We start from the raw sequence: 16,853 nt of genomic DNA, 5'->3' as shown, positions 1-16,853 counted from the left end.
GCACGCCGTCTCGATTCGGTTTTGCGCGCCATCGTTACTGATACAATTTCCGGATGACCTATCAAGTTCTCGCACGCAAATGGCGGCCGAAGGATTTCGCTTCGCTCGTCGGACAGGAGCACGTGGTGCGCGCGCTCACGCACGCGCTCGACGGTGGCCGTCTGCATCATGCCTATCTGTTTACGGGTACCCGCGGCGTCGGTAAAACCACGCTGTCGCGCATCTTTGCCAAGGCGCTGAATTGCGAAACCGGCGTGACCTCCACGCCGTGCGGCGTGTGCCGCGCGTGCCGCGAGATCGATGAAGGCCGTTTTGTCGATTATGTCGAGATGGACGCGGCGAGTAACCGCGGTGTCGACGAAATGGCGGCGCTGCTGGAGCGTGCGGTTTACGCGCCGGTCGACGCGCGCTTCAAGGTCTACATGATCGACGAAGTGCACATGCTGACCAACCACGCTTTCAACGCGATGTTGAAGACGCTGGAAGAGCCGCCTTCGCACGTCAAATTCATTCTTGCTACCACCGATCCGCAGAAGATTCCGGTCACGGTGCTGTCGCGCTGTCTGCAGTTCAATCTGAAGCAGATGCCGGCCGGGCACATCGTGTCGCATCTCGAGCACATTCTCGGCGAAGAGAAGGTGCCGTTCGACGCCCAGGCATTGCGCCTGCTCGCGCGCGCGGCCGACGGCTCGATGCGCGACGCGCTCTCGCTGACCGATCAGGCGATCGCCTATTCGGCCAATCAGGTGAATGAAGAAGCGGTGCGCGGCATGCTCGGCGCGCTCGATCAAAGCTATCTGATTCGCTTGCTCGACGCGCTTGCCGATGGTGACGGTGCCGCCGTGCTGTCGGTCGCGGACGAGATGGCGTTGCGCAGCCTGTCGTTTTCGACGGCGTTGCAGGATCTGGCGAGCCTGTTGCATCGAATCGCGTGGGCGCAGTTTGCGCCGTCGTCGGTGTTGGACGAGTGGCCGGAAGCGGGTGATCTGCGTCGTTTTGCGGAAGCGTTGAGCGCCGAGCAGGTGCAGCTGTTCTATCAGATTGCGACCATCGGCCGAAGCGAACTGGGTCTCGCGCCTGACGAATACGCCGGTTTCACGATGACGCTGTTGCGCATGCTGGCGTTCGAGCCCGCGCCCACCGGTGGTGGGGGCGGCGCGGCTGCGGCGCGAGCGGCAGGGCCGGCCGGGGCGGGTGGCGCTAAACGTACCGGCTCGCCGGCAGTCGCTGCGCAACAGGCGATGGCGTCGTCGCGTGCGGTTGACGCGGCCGCCGCCGTGCCGGTGCGTTCGGCAAATCCCGTGGCGGAAGCGAAGCCTGCGATGCCGGATTCGCAGCACGTAGCGTCGGCGGAGCCTGCTGAAAGTGTTGACGCGCCGAAACCAGCTATTGGTGAAGCGCCGATTGTTTCCAAGTCTGCGTCCTCGCCAGCTTCTAGCGAAGCGAGCACGGCGCCTGACGTTACCGCCGCGCCGGCTTTAGCGCCGTGGCAGGAAGAAGCGTCCGCCGGACCGGTCCTGAGCGATCCGGAGCCTACACCTACGGACACGACCTTGCCCCAAGCGGCACCGATGCCCGAAGCGATGTCCCCGGCACCGGCGGCCGAAGCGACGGAAATGATCGCAGCAACAAAAGTAGCGGCTGTGACGGCGACCGAAGTGGCCGAATCGACCGCAGCAACGAAACCAGCAACTGCACCGGCCTTGGCACCATGGGACGACGCACCCACCGAGCCAGCCTGGAACGAAGCACCCGCTGCCGCCGCGCCTCAGGAATCGGCGCCCGCGTCTCCGCTCACTGCCCCAGCCGCCGCCGCGTCCGCACGGGCAGAAGAGGCCGCCCCCGCGAGAGCATCGCAAGAATCGCAGCCCGTAGCCGACATCCCGCCGCGCCGCGCAGGTGGTGCGAGCGACGCGCTCAACGTATTGCGCAGCGCGGGCCTGAAGGTGTCATCCGACCGTGGCCGCGCTACAGCAGCAGCTTCCACCGCCAAACCCGCAGCAGCCCCAGCCACGCCGAAGGCCGTCGCACCCCGCGTGGTCGTCAATGTGCCGACACCGGGCGCCCCGCGCCGCGCGCCGCAACAGGACGCCGCTCCGGCCGCACGTGCGCCGTCGCCGCAAGCCCAGGAGCAGAACGGCTCGTCGAGCGCACCGTGGGACGACATGCCGCCCGATGAATACATGCCGCTCACGGCAGCGGACGAAGGCTATTACGGCCTGCCGGACGACAACTACATGCCGGTGTTCGACAGCGGACCCGACGACGTCCGCGTGAACGCCACGCCTGCGTCGGCCCCCGCACCCGTAGTCGACAAGCGGCCGTTGCCGCCCGCCGTGCCGCTCGATCCGCTGGGTTTTCAGGGCGACTGGCCCGCGCTCGCCGTCGACCTGCCGCTCAAGGGCATTTCGTATCAGCTCGCGTTCAACAGCGAACTGATGGCGCTCGAAGGCAGCACGCTGAAACTGAACGTGCCGGTGCCGCAGTACGCGGAAGCCTCGCAGGTCGCTAAACTGAAAGTTGCGCTTGCGGAAAAGCTCGGCCAGAACGTCGACGTCCTGGTCGAAGTCGGCCCGGCGCGCCGCACCGCGGCCGCGCACGACGCCGCCATGCGCGCCCAGCGCCAGCAGGAAGCGGAGCGCGAAATCGGCGCCGATCCGTTCGTGCAGTCGCTGATTCGCGAGTTCGGCGCGAGCATCGTGCCCGGCTCGATTCGCCCGATTACGCAGGACGCCGGCCCGAACGGCGCGCCGCCCGCTCACTGATTCGCCGCGCCGTGCGGCGCACCCGATTTTTCGGATTTCACGCTTTCAAGAAGGAGCATGTCCATGATGAAAGGCCAACTCGCCGGGCTGATGAAGCAGGCCCAGCAGATGCAGGAAAACATGAAGAAGATGCAGGAGCAGCTTGCATTGATCGAAGTCGAAGGACAGTCGGGCGCCGGTCTCGTCAAGGTGACGATGACCTGCAAGAACGACGTGCGCCGCGTATCGATCGATCCGAGCCTGCTCGCCGACGACAAGGACATGCTGGAAGACCTGGTCGCCGCTGCGTTCAATGACGCCGTGCGCAAGGCCGAAGCCACCGCTCAGGAAAAGATGGGCGGTATGACCTCGGGTCTGCCGCTGCCGCCGGGCTTCAAGCTGCCGTTCTGAGCGGCGTCGCTGCAAGAAGGGGCTCATGCCGCGGCTTTGAGTGCGGCATGAGTTGAATACGCGAGCCGGGCTCGTTCAAATACCTGCTCAGTTCGCAGCTCCCGGTGCGCGCAAGTTTGCATCGGAGCAGTTCAGCTCGGTCGTCGAGCTGATAGCAGCAACCAGAAACAACCGCATCGCCACCCGCATACCGGGCCATACCGGGCAACACCCACTTCGACACCACCGATCCGCATGAAACAACCTTCCGCCTTGTCGGCGCTCGTCGAAGCGCTGCGCGTGCTCCCCGGTGTCGGGCCCAAATCCGCTCAACGCATGGCGTATCACCTGATGCAGCACGATCGTGACGGCGCCGAAAAACTCGGCCGTTCGTTGCTGTTCGCGACTGAACATCTGCAGCACTGCGAGAAGTGCAACACATTTACCGAAGCGCAGATCTGCGAGGTCTGCCTCGATGAGGAGCGCGATCCCGCGTTGTTGTGCGTCGTCGAGACGCCCGCCGACCAGATCATGCTCGAACAGACGATGACCTATCGCGGCCTCTATTTCGTGCTGATGGGGCGGCTCAGTCCACTCGACGGCATCGGTCCGAAGGAGATCCATTTCGACCGCCTGGTCAAGCGCGCGTCGGATGGCATCGTCAAGGAAGTCGTGCTCGCAACCAATTTCACGAACGAAGGCGAGGCCACCGCGCATTACCTCGGGCAGACGCTCAAGGCGCGCGGTCTTGCCGTGACGCGCCTCGCGCGCGGCGTACCGGTGGGCGGCGAACTCGAGTATGTCGACGCCGGCACGATTGCCCGCGCGATGCTCGACCGCCGTTCGATGTAGCGCGACGCAACCGGCAGCGCCATGTCGCGGCGCCTGCAATGCCTGAACGCGCCGCGCGGCACCGCTCCGCAACGCGTCCAGCCGCGCCGCGTCGAGGCAAGCACAGAACATAGAGGAGACACATGAGCGTCAATCCCGATCCCAACGCCACCGCCACGCCGAAAGGCCCGCTCGCCGGCGTCAAGGTACTCGAGCTCGGCACGCTGATCGCCGGCCCGTTCGCCGCGCGCTTTCTCGGCGAGTTCGGCGCCGACGTCATCAAGATCGAAGATCCTAAAGGCGGCGACCCGTTGCGCAAATGGCGCAAGCTTTATCCGGAAGTCGGCGGCACGTCGCTTTGGTGGGCCGTTCAGGCGCGCAACAAGAAATCCGTCACGATCAATCTGAAAGCCGAAGAGGGCAAGGAAATCGTGCGGCGTCTGGCGAAAGAAGCTGACATCGTCGTCGAGAATTTCCGACCGGGTCTGCTGGAGAAGCTCGGCCTCGGTTATGACGTTCTGTCGGCGGAGAACCCCGGGCTCGTGATGGTGCGTCTGTCCGGCTACGGCCAGACCGGGCCCTATCGCGACCGGCCCGGATTCGGCGCGATCGCCGAATCCATGGGCGGCTTGCGCCATATCACCGGCTATCCGGATTTGCCGCCGCCGCGCATCGGCATTTCGATCGGCGATTCGATTGCCGCGCTGCACGGCGTGATCGGCGCGTTGATGGCGCTGCATCACAAGCAGGTGAATGGCGGCAAAGGGCAGGTGGTCGACGTCGCACTGTACGAAGCGGTTTTCAACATGATGGAGAGCGTGGTGCCGGAGTACGGCGTGTACGGCATGGTGCGCGAGCGCACCGGCGCATCGCTGCCGGGGATCGTGCCGTCGAACACCTATCCGTGCCGCGACGGCAGCATTGTGATCGGCGGCAATAGCGACCCGATCTTCAAGCGCTTGATGATCGCTATCGAACGCGAAGATCTGGCGAACGATCCGGCTCTCGCGCACAACGACGGCCGCGTGCCGCGTACCCAGGAAATCGACGGCGCGATCGCTGCGTGGCTCGCCACGCGCACCATCGACGAAGCGCTCGCCGTGCTGAACGCCGCCGACGTGCCGGTCGGCCGGATTTACAGCGTCGCGGACATGTTCACCGATCCGCAATACATGGCGCGCCAGATGATCCAGCGCTTCAAATGGCAGGACGGTCAGGAGATCACGCTGCCGTCGGTGACGCCGAAACTCTCGGAAACGCCCGGCGAGACGCGCTGGTTAGGCCCGGAACTGGGTGAACATACCGATGAAGTCCTTCAATCACTGGGTTATGATTCTGACCACATTGCAAGGTTGCATGCGCAACAGATTGTGTGAGTGAGCGCGCGGCAAAAAGACAACAAAAGTTCGGAGACTAGAGACCATGCAACGCAGAACCTTCCTCGCCGGCAGCGCGGCGCTCGCGGGCGCCACGTTCGCCGCCACGCCGTTCGCTTTCGCACAGGGCAAGCCCGAAACCACCAAGGTGGCGATCGCCGTCGGCGGCAAGAACCTGTTCTATTACTTGCCGCTCACGATTGCCGAGCGCCGCAATTATTTCAAGGACGAAGGGCTCGAAGTCGAAATCTCGGATTTCGCCGGCGGCTCGCAAGCGCTGAAGGCAGCCGTGGGCGGCAGTGCGGATGTAGTCTCCGGCGCGTTCGAACACACCTTGCTGTTGCAGGCGCAAAAGCAGGCGTTCCGCGAATTCGTGCTGCAAGGGCGCGCCCCGCAGATCGTGCTAGCTGTGTCGAAGAAGGCGATGCCGAACTACAAGTCGATCGCCGATCTGAAAGGCAAGAAAATCGGCGTGACCGCGCCGGGTTCGTCGACCTCGATCATGGCGAGTTTCGTGCTGGCGAAAGCCGGACTGACCGCGAAAGACGTTTCGTTTATCGGCGTGGGCGCAGGGGCTGGCGCGATTGCCGCGCTGCAGTCGGGCCAGATCGACGCCATCGCCAATCTCGACCCGGTGATGACCAAGCTCGAACGCACCGGCGAGATTCGCGTTGTGTCGGATACACGCACGTTGGCCGATACGCGCAGCGTGTTCGGTGGCGACATGCCGGCCGGGTGTCTGTACGCGTCGCAAAGCTTCATCACGAAGAATCCGAACACCACGCAGGCGCTGACCAATGCGATGGTGCGCGCACTCAAGTGGCTGCAAACGGCGACCGGCAGCGAGCTGATCAATACCGTGCCGGAAGGCTACCTGCTCGGCGACCGCGCGGTGTATCTGGACGCGTGGCAGCACGTGAAGGAGGCCATGTCGCCGGACGGTCTGATGCCCGCCGATGGCCCGGCCACGTCGCTGAAAACCCTGCAGGCGTTCGATCCGAACGTGCAGGGCAAGCCGATCGATTTGTCGAAGACGTGGACCAACGACTTCGTCAAGAAAGCGCTGACCACGGTCAAGGCCTGAGTGCTGTCAGTCAGTATGGGGCGAAGGACGGCGCGTGCCGCATTCGCCTCGACCACCGTCGTCACGACGACGTGACAAACCGAAATCGATCTTCGAAGCGAGTCGAACGATGACCGTTGCCGCCCTGGCGCTCGACAACATCACCTGCACCTTTGCTGCGCGCGACAACCGCGCGCAGCGCTATACAGCGGTCAAGGACACGACCTTGCGCATCGCGCCGGGCGAATTCGTCTCGGTGGTCGGCCCGACCGGCTGCGGCAAATCCACTTTGCTGAACGTCGGCGCGGGTTTGCTGGAGCCGTCGTCGGGAACGGTCAGTGTGTTCGGCGAACCGCTCAAGCGCATCAACCGGCGCGCCGGTTATATGTTCCAGGCCGACGCGCTGATGCCGTGGCGCTCGGCTATCGACAACGTGATGGCGGGGCTCTCATTTCACGGCGTGCCGCCGGCCGAAGCGCGCAGCAAAACCGACGAGTGGTTGAAACGCGTGGGCCTCGGCGGTTTCGGCGACCGCTATCCGCATCAACTGTCGGGCGGCATGCGCAAGCGCGTCGCGATGGCGCAGACGCTGATCCTCGATCCGGACATCATCCTGATGGACGAGCCGTTTTCCGCGCTCGATATCCAGACGCGTCAGTTGATGGAAAACGAGTTACTCGACCTGTGGGCGGCCAAGCGCAAAGCGGTGCTGTTCATCACGCACGATCTCGACGAAGCGATCTCGATGTCGGACCGCGTGGTGGTGCTGTCGGCGGGGCCGGGCACGCATCCGATCGGTGAATTCACAATCGACCTGCCGCGTCCGCGCGACGTCGCCGAAATTCGTGCGCATCCGCGTTTCGTCGAGTTGCATGCACAGATCTGGAGCGTGCTGCGCGATGAAGTGCTCAAGGGTTATCAGCAGCAACTCACGGCCGTTTAAGCGGGGTGCGTAGTTGCGTCGTGTCGTTGCGTTGTGTAGTTGCTGCGAAGTGGCGGCACGTACGGATATCCGTAGTTAAGTCCTGTTTGTAGCGTCTTGTATTGGCGTCGATCAATCGTCTAAGGCAAACCGAGTCATGTGGAAGACGTTGCGCCCGAATCGGGCGAACCTGGTGATCTGGCAGTGGCTGCTGCTCGTGCTGTGCTTCGTACTGTGGTACGTGCTGACCAGTCCGACCTTGCTGCCGGCGTTCTATTTCGACGACCCGAACAAGGCCGCGTTCTTCTTTGGCGAGCCGCAGAAGGTGCTGCAGCGCATCTGGGAGTGGTTCACGGGCGGCGAAATCTATCTGCACCTGTGGATCACGCTGGTTGAAACGGTGCTCGCGTTTGTGCTAGGCACCGCGCTCGGGCTCGGCGTCGGTCTGTGGCTTGCGCTGTCGCCGCTCGCGAGCGCGCTGTTCGATCCGTACATCAAGGCCGCCAACTCGATGCCGCGCGTGATTCTCGCGCCGATCTTCGGCGTGTGGTTTGGCCTCGGCATCTGGTCGAAAGTGGCGCTGGGCGTCACGCTGGTGTTCTTTATCGTGTTCTTCAATGTCTACCAGGGCGTGAAGGAAGTGAGCCCGGTCGTGCTTGCCAACGCGCGCATGCTCGGCGCGAATCGCAAACAGTTGCTGCGTTTTGTCTACCTGCCAAGTGCGATGAGCTGGGTGTTTTCGAGCCTGCACACCTCGGTGGGCCTGGCATTCGTCGGCTCGGTGGTGGGGGAGTATCTCGGCTCGGCGCGCGGTGTTGGTTACCTGATTCTGCAAGCCGAAGGCACCTTCGATATCAATACGGTGTTCGCCGGGATTCTGGTGTTGACCGCGTTCGCGCTGATTCTCGACGCCATCGTCGGGATTGGCGAGCGGCGGCTGATGAAGTGGCAGCCGAAGTCGGGTGATACGGAAAAGCTGTAGGCCCGCATTCCCAACGGCTTAACAAAAACGGCGTGCGGTTTTAAACCGCACGCCGTTTTCTGTTTTCTTGCCGCTCGAAGGAGCGGCTGCGTCAGAGCATTGCGCCTAAGGCGTAATCACGATCTTCCCGATCACCCGGCGCTCCGCCATATCGCGCAACGCGCGGCCGGTGTCTTCGAGCGAATAACGTTCCGACACATAGGGCTTGAGCTTGCCCGCGCCGATCCAGCCGGTCATCTGCTCGAACGCGGCGTGATTGTGTTGCGGCTCGCGTTTCGCAAAGTCGCCCCAGAACACGCCGACCAGACTCGCGCCTTTGAGCAGCGTCAGGTTGAGCGGCAACTTCGGGATTTCGCCGTTCGCAAAGCCGACCACCAGATAACGCCCGCGCCAGCCGATGCTGCGAAACGCCGGTTCCGCATACACACCGCCGACCGGATCGTAGATCACGTCCGGACCCTTGCCGTCGGTCAGCGCCTTGATGCGTTCGCGCAAGTCTTCGGTGCTGTAGTTGATGGTGGCGTCCGCGCCGTGCTTCACGCACGTGGCGAGCTTCTCGTCGGTCGACGCCGCCGCGATCACGCGCGCGCCGAGCGCCTTGCCGATTTCGACTGCGGCGAGTCCGACGCCGCCCGCCGCGCCCAACACCAGCATCGTCTCGCCGGCCTTCAACTGGCCGCGATCGACCACCGCGTGATGCGATGTGCCATAGGCGAGCGTGAACGCGGCGGCCAGTTCGAAGTCGACGCCGTCCGCCAGCGGCACGCACGCCGCGACCGGCGCCAGCGCCTGCTCGGCAAAGCCGCCCGAGCCGGTGAACGCGACCACCCGCGAGCCCGGCTTGAACTGCGTCACACCGGCGCCGACCGCGCGCACGACACCCGCGACTTCCGAGCCGGGCGTAAAGGGCAGGGGCGGTTTGAACTGGTATTTGTTCTCGATGATCAGCACATCGGGAAAGTTGACGGCCGCGGCCTTGACGTCGATCACGACGTGGCCGGGCGGCGGCTCGAGGTCAGGCAGATTTTCGACGACCAGGCTCTCCGGCGGTCCATATTGATTACAGCGAATCGCGCGCATCGTGTCTCCATATCGATCAGGGGTTCGCAACTATTCTGAGTGTAAAACAATCCGCACGACCGTGCGTTTTTATTGTTCGAAGCCGGTTCGTGCGCGATCGATACCCATCGGCGCGCGGCCCGGCGCGTGCGCTTTGCATGGGATACGCGCACGGCCTGCCGTGTCGTTCGCGTGCCTTCTTTCCTCGGTTACAATCGCCGCATGCGAATCCTACTCAGCAATGACGACGGTTATCTGGCGCCCGGCCTTGCCGCGCTTTACGAAGCGCTCAAGCCGATCGCGGACGTCACCGTGATGGCCCCCGAGCAGAACTGCAGCGGCGCGTCCAATTCCTTGACGCTGTCGCGTCCGCTTTCGGTGCTGCGCTCGGCGAACGGTTTCTACTACGTGAACGGCACGCCAACCGACTCGGTGCACATCGCGCTGACCGGCATGCTGGACCACACGCCAGACCTGGTTGTCTCGGGCATCAACAACGGCCAGAACATGGGCGAGGACACGCTCTATTCGGGCACCGTCGCCGCCGCCACCGAAGGCATCATGTTCGGCGTGCCGGCCATCGCTTTCTCGCTGGTCGACAAAGACTGGGTGCATCTCGAAGACGCTGCGCGCGTGGCCGCCGAGATCGTCGCGCACTACCTCAAGCAGCCGTTGCCGGGGCATCCGCTCCTGAACGTCAATATTCCGAACCTGCCGTACGAGCAACTCGACGGCTGGCATATCACGCGTCTTGGCAAGCGGCATCCGTCGCAACCGGTGATCCGTCAGACCAACCCGCGCGGCGAACCGATCTACTGGATCGGCCCGTCGGGCAGCGCGCGTGACGCGAGCGAAGGCACCGATTTCCACGCTGTCGCCAACGGCCAGGTGTCGATCACGCCGTTGCAGCTCGACCTGACCCACACGCAAATGCTGCCCGCAGCGCGCAACTGGGCGCGCGCCGGTAGCGGCGCTTCATGACGAGCGAGCGCGCAAAGCGCTTTCCGCTCGGTCTCGAGGACCTGGTGCGCGAGCCGCGCCGGCCCGAAGGACGTCCGGGCGAAGTGCGCGCAGCGGCACTTGCCGCGAGCGCGGCGCTGAACGCACGCCAGCAACCGGCGAAGAACTCGCCGCTTGGCTCTGCGGGGAAGACCCAGGCGAAGTCGCCGGCGAGAGCGCAGACCCAACCACAAGCGACATCGCAAGCCAAGCCGCAGGCGAAGGCACCGATCAAGGCGCCGGTGAACTCGACGCTGAAACCGCCTGTCAGCGCCCAGGCCAAGCCACAAGCCAAACCACACGCAACAGCGGTCGGACAAAGCTCGCCTGCGCGCGCCGCGCCAAAACCGGCGCCGGTGAACAAGCCCGCCGCCAAACTCAACGAGCGCGCCGCTGTGCCGAACGTCGCATTGAACGGCGCTTTGGCACTGACTTCGGAACGGGTTCGCGAACGGATGGTCGAACGCCTGCGTGCGAATGGCGTAACCGATCAGCGCGTGTTGAACGCGATGTCGGTGGTGCCGCGCCACATGTTCGTCGACCCGGGCCTCGCCGCTCAGGCCTACGAAGATGCCGCGCTGCCGATCGGCCATCACCAGACGATCTCCAAGCCCTCCGTGGTCGCGCGGATGATCGAACTGGCGGCCGCCGGCCGCGCGTTGAACAACGTGCTCGAAATCGGCACCGGTTGCGGCTATCAGGCGGCGGTGCTGAGCCAGGTCGCGCGCGATGTTTACTCGATCGAACGCATCAAGCCGCTGTCCGAACGCGCGAAGACAAACTTGCGTCCGCTGCGCATTCCGAACATCCGGCTGCACTACGGCGACGGTCGCCTGGGGTTGCCGTCGGCGGCGCCGTTCGACGCCATTGTGATCGCCGCAGCAGGACTCGACGTACCGCAAGCATTACTTGAACAACTCGCGATCGGCGGCCGTCTGGTCGCGCCGGTCGGCTCGCAGGAAGGCCAGAATCAGGTGCTGACTCTGGTCGAACGCCTCGGACCCGCGCAGTGGCGCGAGTCGCGGCTTGATCGCGTTTTCTTTGTACCCTTAAAATCCGGAGTGATTTGACACCGATGAGTATGTTGCGCGCGATGCAAAGAACCAGACTGACTATCCCTATGACCGTAACCCAGCGTAGCGTGTGCGTGCTCGCCTTGTCCCTGTTGATGTCGGCCTGTGCGACCCGCCTCGATCAGGCGCCGGTCGTCGACCGTTCCGGCAGCGGTGCGCTCGGCACGCAAGCCGCGCAACAGCCGGCCGTGCCGCTCGGACCGCCGCCGCCGGGCTACTACCGCGTGAAGCCGGGCGATACGCTGTATCGGATCGCGTTGGAGAACGGCCAGAACTACCGCGACATTTCGACGTGGAACAATCTCACTAACCCGAATCAGATCGAAGTCGATCAGTTGCTGCGCGTCGTGCCGCCAGGTGCGAACACCGCCGCGCTGACGCCGGGCGTGTCGACGGCGCCGATTGGCGGTGGTGGCGCTGTGCAGAGCGCACCGCTCGGCAGTACGCCGCCGACGGCAGGCGTCGCGGCGCCGCCGATCTATGGTTCGGGTGCGAACAACGCCTCGCTGACGCCGCCGGCCAACCCGGGCGCAGCGAGCGATTCGAGCGCCGGCGCGTCCGGCAACGTGGCGTTCTCATGGCCGGTGCGTGGACCGATGCTCGGCACGTTCAACGATTCGACCAACAAGGGTATTAATATCGGCGGCGCGGCTGGCGACCCGGTTAAGGCTTCTGCGGATGGGCGCGTGGTTTATGCCGGAAATGGGCTGCGTGGTTACGGCAATCTCATTATCATCAAGCATGATGCAACTTATCTCACGGCGTATGCACACAACCGCGCTTTGATGGTAAAAGAGGGAGATGCGGTAACCAAAGGGCAGAAGATCGCCGAGATGGGCAATAGCGATTCCGACCGCGTGATGTTGCATTTCGAAGTTCGCCGCCAGGGTAAACCTGTCGACCCACTGAAGTATTTGCCGCCGCAATAAGCGATACGACCATGCCGAAATCGAAGCGCCGCCTGCCGCAAGCCGAGTCTGAGACGATTAGCCGCGTCACGCCCGCTTCGGTGGAGGAAAGCGGCGCTTCGGAAGTTGAAGAAGAGATCGCAGAGGAGCGCGATCTCGACGAACGTCAGGGCGGCGCGGAAGAACCCAGCGAGGCCCGCGAAGTCGCTGCCGACGCAGACGACTTTCGCGCGCTGCTGCAAGCCGAGCTGACGGCCGACACGATTCAGCACTACCTGAACCGCATCAGCGTCAAGCCGCTCCTGACTGTCGAGGAAGAGCAGAAGTATTCGCGTCTGGCGAAGGCGGGCGAGTTCGAAGCGCGGCAAGTGATGATCGAGCGCAATTTGCGGCTCGTGGTCAGCATCGCGAAGGGTTACCTCAACCGCGGCGTGCCGCTGCTCGATCTGATCGAAGAGGGCAATCTCGGCCTGATGCACGCCATCGAGAAATTCGATCCCACGCGCGGCTTCCGTTTCTCAACCTATGCCACATGGTGGATTCGCCAAAGCATCGAGCGCGCGATCATGAACCAGGCGCGCACGGTGCGTTTGCCGGTGCACGTGATCCGTGAGCTCAATCAGGTGCTGCGCGCGAAGCGCCATCTGGAAAAGAATTCGATGAATTCCGGCGAAGCCGCCGAACGCCGCGACGCGAGCATCGACGACATTGCCTATCTGACCGGCAAGACCACAGACGAAGTTACCGACATTCTCGCGTTGAACGAGCACACCGCGTCGCTGGACGCGCCGCTCGATCTCGACCCGGCGAGCAGCCTGCTCGACCTGCTGTCCGACGACCAGAGCCAGTCGCCGGATGCCGAAGTGCAGCACCGCGAGCTGGAAACGCTTACACGGGCATGGCTCGCGCGGCTGTCGGACAAGCATCGTCATGTGATCGAGCGCCGCTTCGGGCTCAACCATATCGAGCCCGCCACGCTCGAAGAGCTGGCCGACGAAATGGGCCTCACGCGCGAGCGTGTGCGCCAGATCCAACAGGAAGCGCTGGTGCGGCTGAAGCGCTTCTTTGCCTCCAACGGTGTTCGGAAGGACGCCGTTCTATAACCTGATGACACCGATTCTTGTTTTCGACATCGAGACGATTCCCGATGTCGTCGGCATTCGCCGCCTCGAAGATCTGCCTGCCACGCTGAGTGACGCCGAAGTCGCCGAGCACGCTTTTGCCGCGCGCCGCGAAAAGACCGGCAGCGATTTCCTGCCGCACCACCTGCAGCGGATCGCCGCCATTTCCTGCGTGTTCCGCGACAACAACGGTTTCCGCGTGCGCTCGCTCGGCACGCTGGAAGACGGCGAAGCCGCGCTCGTGCAGTCGTTTTATCGCGTGATCGAAAAATACACGCCACAGCTCGTGTCCTGGAACGGCGGTGGGTTCGACCTGCCGGTCCTGAACTACCGCGCGCTGGTCAACGGCATTCCCGCCTCCCGTTTCTGGGACCTCGGCGAGGACGACCGCGAGTTCAAGTGGAACAACTACATCAGCCGCTATCACTCGCGTCACACCGATCTGATGGACGTGCTGGCGATGTATCAGGCGCGCGCCAACGCGCCGCTCGACGCGCTCGCGAAGATGTGCGGCTTCCCGGGCAAGATGGGCATGGACGGCAGCCAGGTGTGGAACGCTTACCAGGAAGGCCGCATCGAGGAAATCCGCAACTATTGCGAGACCGACGTCGTCAATACATACCTGCTGTATTGCCGCTTCCAGCTAATCCGCGGCGCGTTTTCGGCCGAAGAGTATGCTGACGAGATCAACCTGGTCAAGAATGCGCTGGCGTTGGAGGCGGCGCCGCAATGGGCCGAGTATCTGGCCGCATTCGATCAGTAAGCGGCTTGCTCATCAGTCTCGTTGTAGCGAAGCCGTTCGCCGTACACTAATGCGGTTGAGCGTCTGACGGCAGACGCCGTAGTGCGAAGTCGGACGCAAGCGCCAGGGTTCGCCGTATGCTGATCGTGATCGAAGCGATCGGTGTGCGCGGCGCTTCGTCTACAATCTCGCCTTTCCCCAAGTTTGTCAGGAAGTCGCAGGTGTCCCGAACTGCCCCCCAACGCCGCTCGCCGAAGCGCCAAAAGGTGCCCGCTCCGGCGAAAGCACACGTCATTACCGGCAATGAGCCGATCATCGAAATCGTTTCGCTCGACATGGAAGCGCGCGGCGTGGGCCGCATCGAGAGCGAAGACGGCACGCCCGGCAAGGTGATTTTTGTCGAAGGCGCGTTGCCCGGCGAGCGTGTCAGCTACTCGACGCATCGCAGCAAGCCGAAATTCGAGCAGGCTGAGGTCGTCCAGGTGTTCCGCGAAAGCGTGCTTCGCACCAAGCCGAAATGCACCTACTTCGATATCTGCGGCGGCTGTTCGATGCAGCATCTCGACATCCGCGCCCAGATCGCCGTCAAGCAGCGCGTGCTCGAAGACAATTTCCAGCATCTGGCGAAGCTGCGCCCGGAGACCGTGTTCCGGCCGATTCACGGTCCGGCCTGGGGATACCGCTACCGCGCGCGTCTGGCTGTGCGCTATCTGCCGGAAAAGGGCGGCATGCGTATCGGCTTCTACGAGAAGAAGAGCAGCTACATCTCGGACATGAAGACCTGCGAGATACTGCCGCCGCACATTTCGGCGATGCTGATGCCGCTGCGCTTCATGGTCCGCAAGCTGTCGATTTACGATCGTATGCCGCAGATCGAGCTCGCGGTCGGCTCGTCGGTCACCGCGCTGGTGCTGCGCAATCTCGCGCCGATCACCGCCGCCGACGAGCAGGTGCTGCGCGATTTCGCCGACGAACACAATATCCAGTGGTGGTTGCAGCCGGGCGGTCCCGACACGGTTGCGCCGTTCTATCCGCTCGACGCGCAGCTCGACTACACGCTGCCGGAATACAACATCCGGATGCCGTTCAAGCCGACCGATTTCACCCAGGTGAATCACGCCATCAATCGCGTGCTGGTGAGCCGTGCGCTGCGTCTGCTGGCCCCGTCCAGCACGGACCGGGTGCTCGACCTGTTCTGCGGAATCGGCAACTTCACGCTGCCGCTCGCGCGGATTTCGAAAGAAGTGATGGGGATCGAAGGCAGCGAAGTGCTGACTTCGCGTGCGCTTGCCAATGCCGAGCTGAACGGTGTGGCCGGCCATACGTCGTTTGCTTGCCGCAACCTGTTCGAAGTCACCGCCGACGACATGCGTGCGCTCGGCCATTTCGACAAAATCCTGATCGACCCGCCGCGCGAAGGTGCGCTGGCTGTCGCCAAGGCGCTCGCGGAGATCGCGCAGAGCGGCAATGGGCCGTTGCCCAAGCGTATTGTCTATGTGTCGTGCGCGCCGGCCACGCTCGCTCGCGATGCGGGCCTGCTGGTGCATGAGGCCGGCTACCGGCTGGTGGGCGCTGGTGTGGTGAACATGTTCCCGCATACCTCGCACGTGGAGTCGATTGCGTTGTTCGAGCGGGACTGAGGGCGCTGGTTGCCGGCTGGTGCTTCATAGGCTGGGCGGCGACTGCGCAAACAAAAACGCCACGACCGAAGTCGTGGCGTTTTTGTTTAAGGCAGCGAGTCGAGGCTTAGAACTGCCACCACGACTTTTCCTTACCGGGCCTTGCGTGACCCGTGATATACGGGCTGTCAGGGAAGGTGCCGGCCAGAATGCGCTTCGTGTCGTCAGCCAGTTGCGGCTGGTTCAGCTTCTCGTACGACAGCATCATGATGTGCAGTGCGTCTTCGATAGCCGGTGCGTTCTTGTATTCCTTCAACGCCAGTTGCGCGCGGTTGATCGCGGCGACATACGCGCCACGACGGTAGTAATAATCCGCCGCATGGACCTCGTGCGAGGCCAGCGCATTCACGATATAGCGCATGCGTTGCGCAGCGTCCGGCGCATACTTGCTGTTCGGGTACTTGTCGACCACGACCTTGAACGCGTCATACGACTCGCGCAGCGACTTCGGATCGCGCTCGCTCATGTCCTGGCCGGAGAAGCGGCCGAACAGACCGAGGTCGTCGTTGAAGTGGATCATGCCCTTCAGGTAGTACGCGTACGCGATGTCCGGGTGATCCGGGTGCAGCTGGATGAAGCGGTCGATCGCCTGGTCGGCGGCGGCGTTTTCGTTATCTTTCCAGTTGCAATACGCGACGTTGATCTGCGCTTGCTGGGCAAAGTGGCCGAACGGATCGCGGCCTTCGAGCATCTCGAAATACTTGGCGCACTTGCCGAAATCACCACCGGTCAGAGCGTCGTTCGCCTCCGTATATAATTTGTTGTTGTTCCACGCAGCCGTCTCGTCGGTCTTTTCCGGCAGGCCGTGGCAAGCCGCAACTACGGCGACGGCTGCGGCGCACGCAATGTATCCGGCCACTTTCCGGGCCATCTTCTTGATGACCGCCAAATTGATCGCCGCTTTAGTGATGGTGTTCAAGGCTCGCATTTTCCAGTCTAGCTTTACGTCCAGGTGACCCAGACT

15 protein-coding genes are annotated in these 16,853 nt (G+C 63.4%); 13 read left to right on the top strand and 2 right to left on the bottom strand.

Features of this window, described 5'->3' with window-relative positions:
* The first annotated feature begins 53 nt into the window (after positions 1-53).
* The 7 genes from dnaX to M0D68_RS12975 all read left to right on the top strand — a co-directional run bounded on the left by dnaX (position 54) and on the right by M0D68_RS12975 (position 8,308).
* On the top strand, positions 54-2,765 hold the full coding sequence (dnaX, locus tag M0D68_RS13005) for a DNA polymerase III subunit gamma/tau (protein WP_266224460.1): 2,712 nt from the start codon (positions 54-56) through the stop codon (positions 2,763-2,765).
* Positions 2,766-2,828: 63 nt separating this feature from the next.
* Positions 2,829-3,155, top strand: a complete 327-nt coding sequence (locus tag M0D68_RS13000) for a YbaB/EbfC family nucleoid-associated protein (protein ID WP_007182071.1) — start codon at positions 2,829-2,831, stop codon at positions 3,153-3,155.
* Positions 3,156-3,389: 234 nt separating this feature from the next.
* Entirely contained in the window at positions 3,390-3,986 is a 597-nt protein-coding gene (gene recR, locus M0D68_RS12995; protein WP_063496327.1) for a recombination mediator RecR, read from the top strand.
* A gap of 122 nt (positions 3,987-4,108) precedes the next feature.
* Entirely contained in the window at positions 4,109-5,341 is a 1,233-nt protein-coding gene (locus tag M0D68_RS12990; RefSeq protein WP_093632646.1) for a CaiB/BaiF CoA-transferase family protein, read from the top strand.
* 46 nt (positions 5,342-5,387) lie between these two features.
* Positions 5,388-6,425: an ABC transporter substrate-binding protein gene (locus tag M0D68_RS12985; RefSeq protein WP_266224459.1), complete on the top strand. Its 1,038-nt coding sequence runs from the start codon at positions 5,388-5,390 to the stop codon at positions 6,423-6,425.
* A gap of 109 nt (positions 6,426-6,534) precedes the next feature.
* Complete coding sequence (locus M0D68_RS12980; RefSeq protein WP_266224457.1) at positions 6,535-7,347, top strand: ABC transporter ATP-binding protein; 813 nt, start codon at positions 6,535-6,537, stop codon at positions 7,345-7,347.
* A gap of 136 nt (positions 7,348-7,483) precedes the next feature.
* Complete coding sequence (locus M0D68_RS12975; RefSeq protein WP_093632649.1) at positions 7,484-8,308, top strand: ABC transporter permease; 825 nt, start codon at positions 7,484-7,486, stop codon at positions 8,306-8,308.
* Positions 8,309-8,413: 105 nt separating this feature from the next.
* Here M0D68_RS12975 and M0D68_RS12970 read toward each other — a convergent pair whose 3' ends face one another.
* The gene (locus tag M0D68_RS12970) at positions 8,414-9,388 is read right to left on the bottom strand and encodes an NADPH:quinone oxidoreductase family protein (RefSeq protein WP_175052247.1); all 975 of its coding nucleotides are present in this window, start codon (positions 9,386-9,388) and stop codon (positions 8,414-8,416) included.
* A gap of 201 nt (positions 9,389-9,589) precedes the next feature.
* Here M0D68_RS12970 and surE point away from each other — a divergent pair, with 201 nt between their 5' ends.
* The 6 genes from surE (at position 9,590) to rlmD (ending at position 15,850) form a co-directional block, all read left to right on the top strand.
* Positions 9,590-10,348 carry a 5'/3'-nucleotidase SurE gene (gene surE, locus M0D68_RS12965; protein ID WP_266224455.1) on the top strand — a complete coding sequence of 253 codons (759 nt, stop codon included), beginning with the start codon at positions 9,590-9,592 and terminating at the stop codon, positions 10,346-10,348.
* On the top strand, positions 10,345-11,436 hold the full coding sequence (locus tag M0D68_RS12960; RefSeq protein WP_266224454.1) for a protein-L-isoaspartate(D-aspartate) O-methyltransferase: 1,092 nt from the start codon (positions 10,345-10,347) through the stop codon (positions 11,434-11,436). Before surE ends, M0D68_RS12960 begins: the two co-directional genes overlap by 4 nt.
* Before the next feature lie 5 nt (positions 11,437-11,441).
* The gene (locus M0D68_RS12955; RefSeq protein WP_093632652.1) at positions 11,442-12,368 is read left to right on the top strand and encodes a peptidoglycan DD-metalloendopeptidase family protein; all 927 of its coding nucleotides are present in this window, start codon (positions 11,442-11,444) and stop codon (positions 12,366-12,368) included.
* 11 nt (positions 12,369-12,379) lie between these two features.
* Complete coding sequence (gene rpoS / locus M0D68_RS12950) at positions 12,380-13,450, top strand: RNA polymerase sigma factor RpoS (RefSeq protein WP_266224453.1); 1,071 nt, start codon at positions 12,380-12,382, stop codon at positions 13,448-13,450.
* A 4-nt stretch (positions 13,451-13,454) separates the two neighbouring features.
* Positions 13,455-14,231: a 3'-5' exonuclease gene (locus M0D68_RS12945; protein WP_093632653.1), complete on the top strand. Its 777-nt coding sequence runs from the start codon at positions 13,455-13,457 to the stop codon at positions 14,229-14,231.
* Between the two features lie 200 nt (positions 14,232-14,431).
* Positions 14,432-15,850, top strand: a complete 1,419-nt coding sequence (rlmD, locus tag M0D68_RS12940; protein ID WP_093632776.1) for a 23S rRNA (uracil(1939)-C(5))-methyltransferase RlmD — start codon at positions 14,432-14,434, stop codon at positions 15,848-15,850.
* 106 nt (positions 15,851-15,956) lie between these two features.
* Here rlmD and M0D68_RS12935 read toward each other — a convergent pair whose 3' ends face one another.
* Positions 15,957-16,817, bottom strand: a complete 861-nt coding sequence (locus M0D68_RS12935; protein ID WP_093632654.1) for an outer membrane protein assembly factor BamD — start codon at positions 16,815-16,817, stop codon at positions 15,957-15,959.
* Between the last annotated feature and the right edge of the window lie 36 nt (positions 16,818-16,853).

This window comes from Paraburkholderia sp. SEWSISQ10-3 4 (assembly GCF_030464785.1).
Classification (GTDB): Bacteria; Pseudomonadota; Gammaproteobacteria; order Burkholderiales; family Burkholderiaceae; genus Paraburkholderia; species Paraburkholderia aspalathi.
The sequence above is the reverse complement of the archived record's forward strand: the minus strand, read 5'-3'. Positions and strand labels throughout refer to the sequence as shown.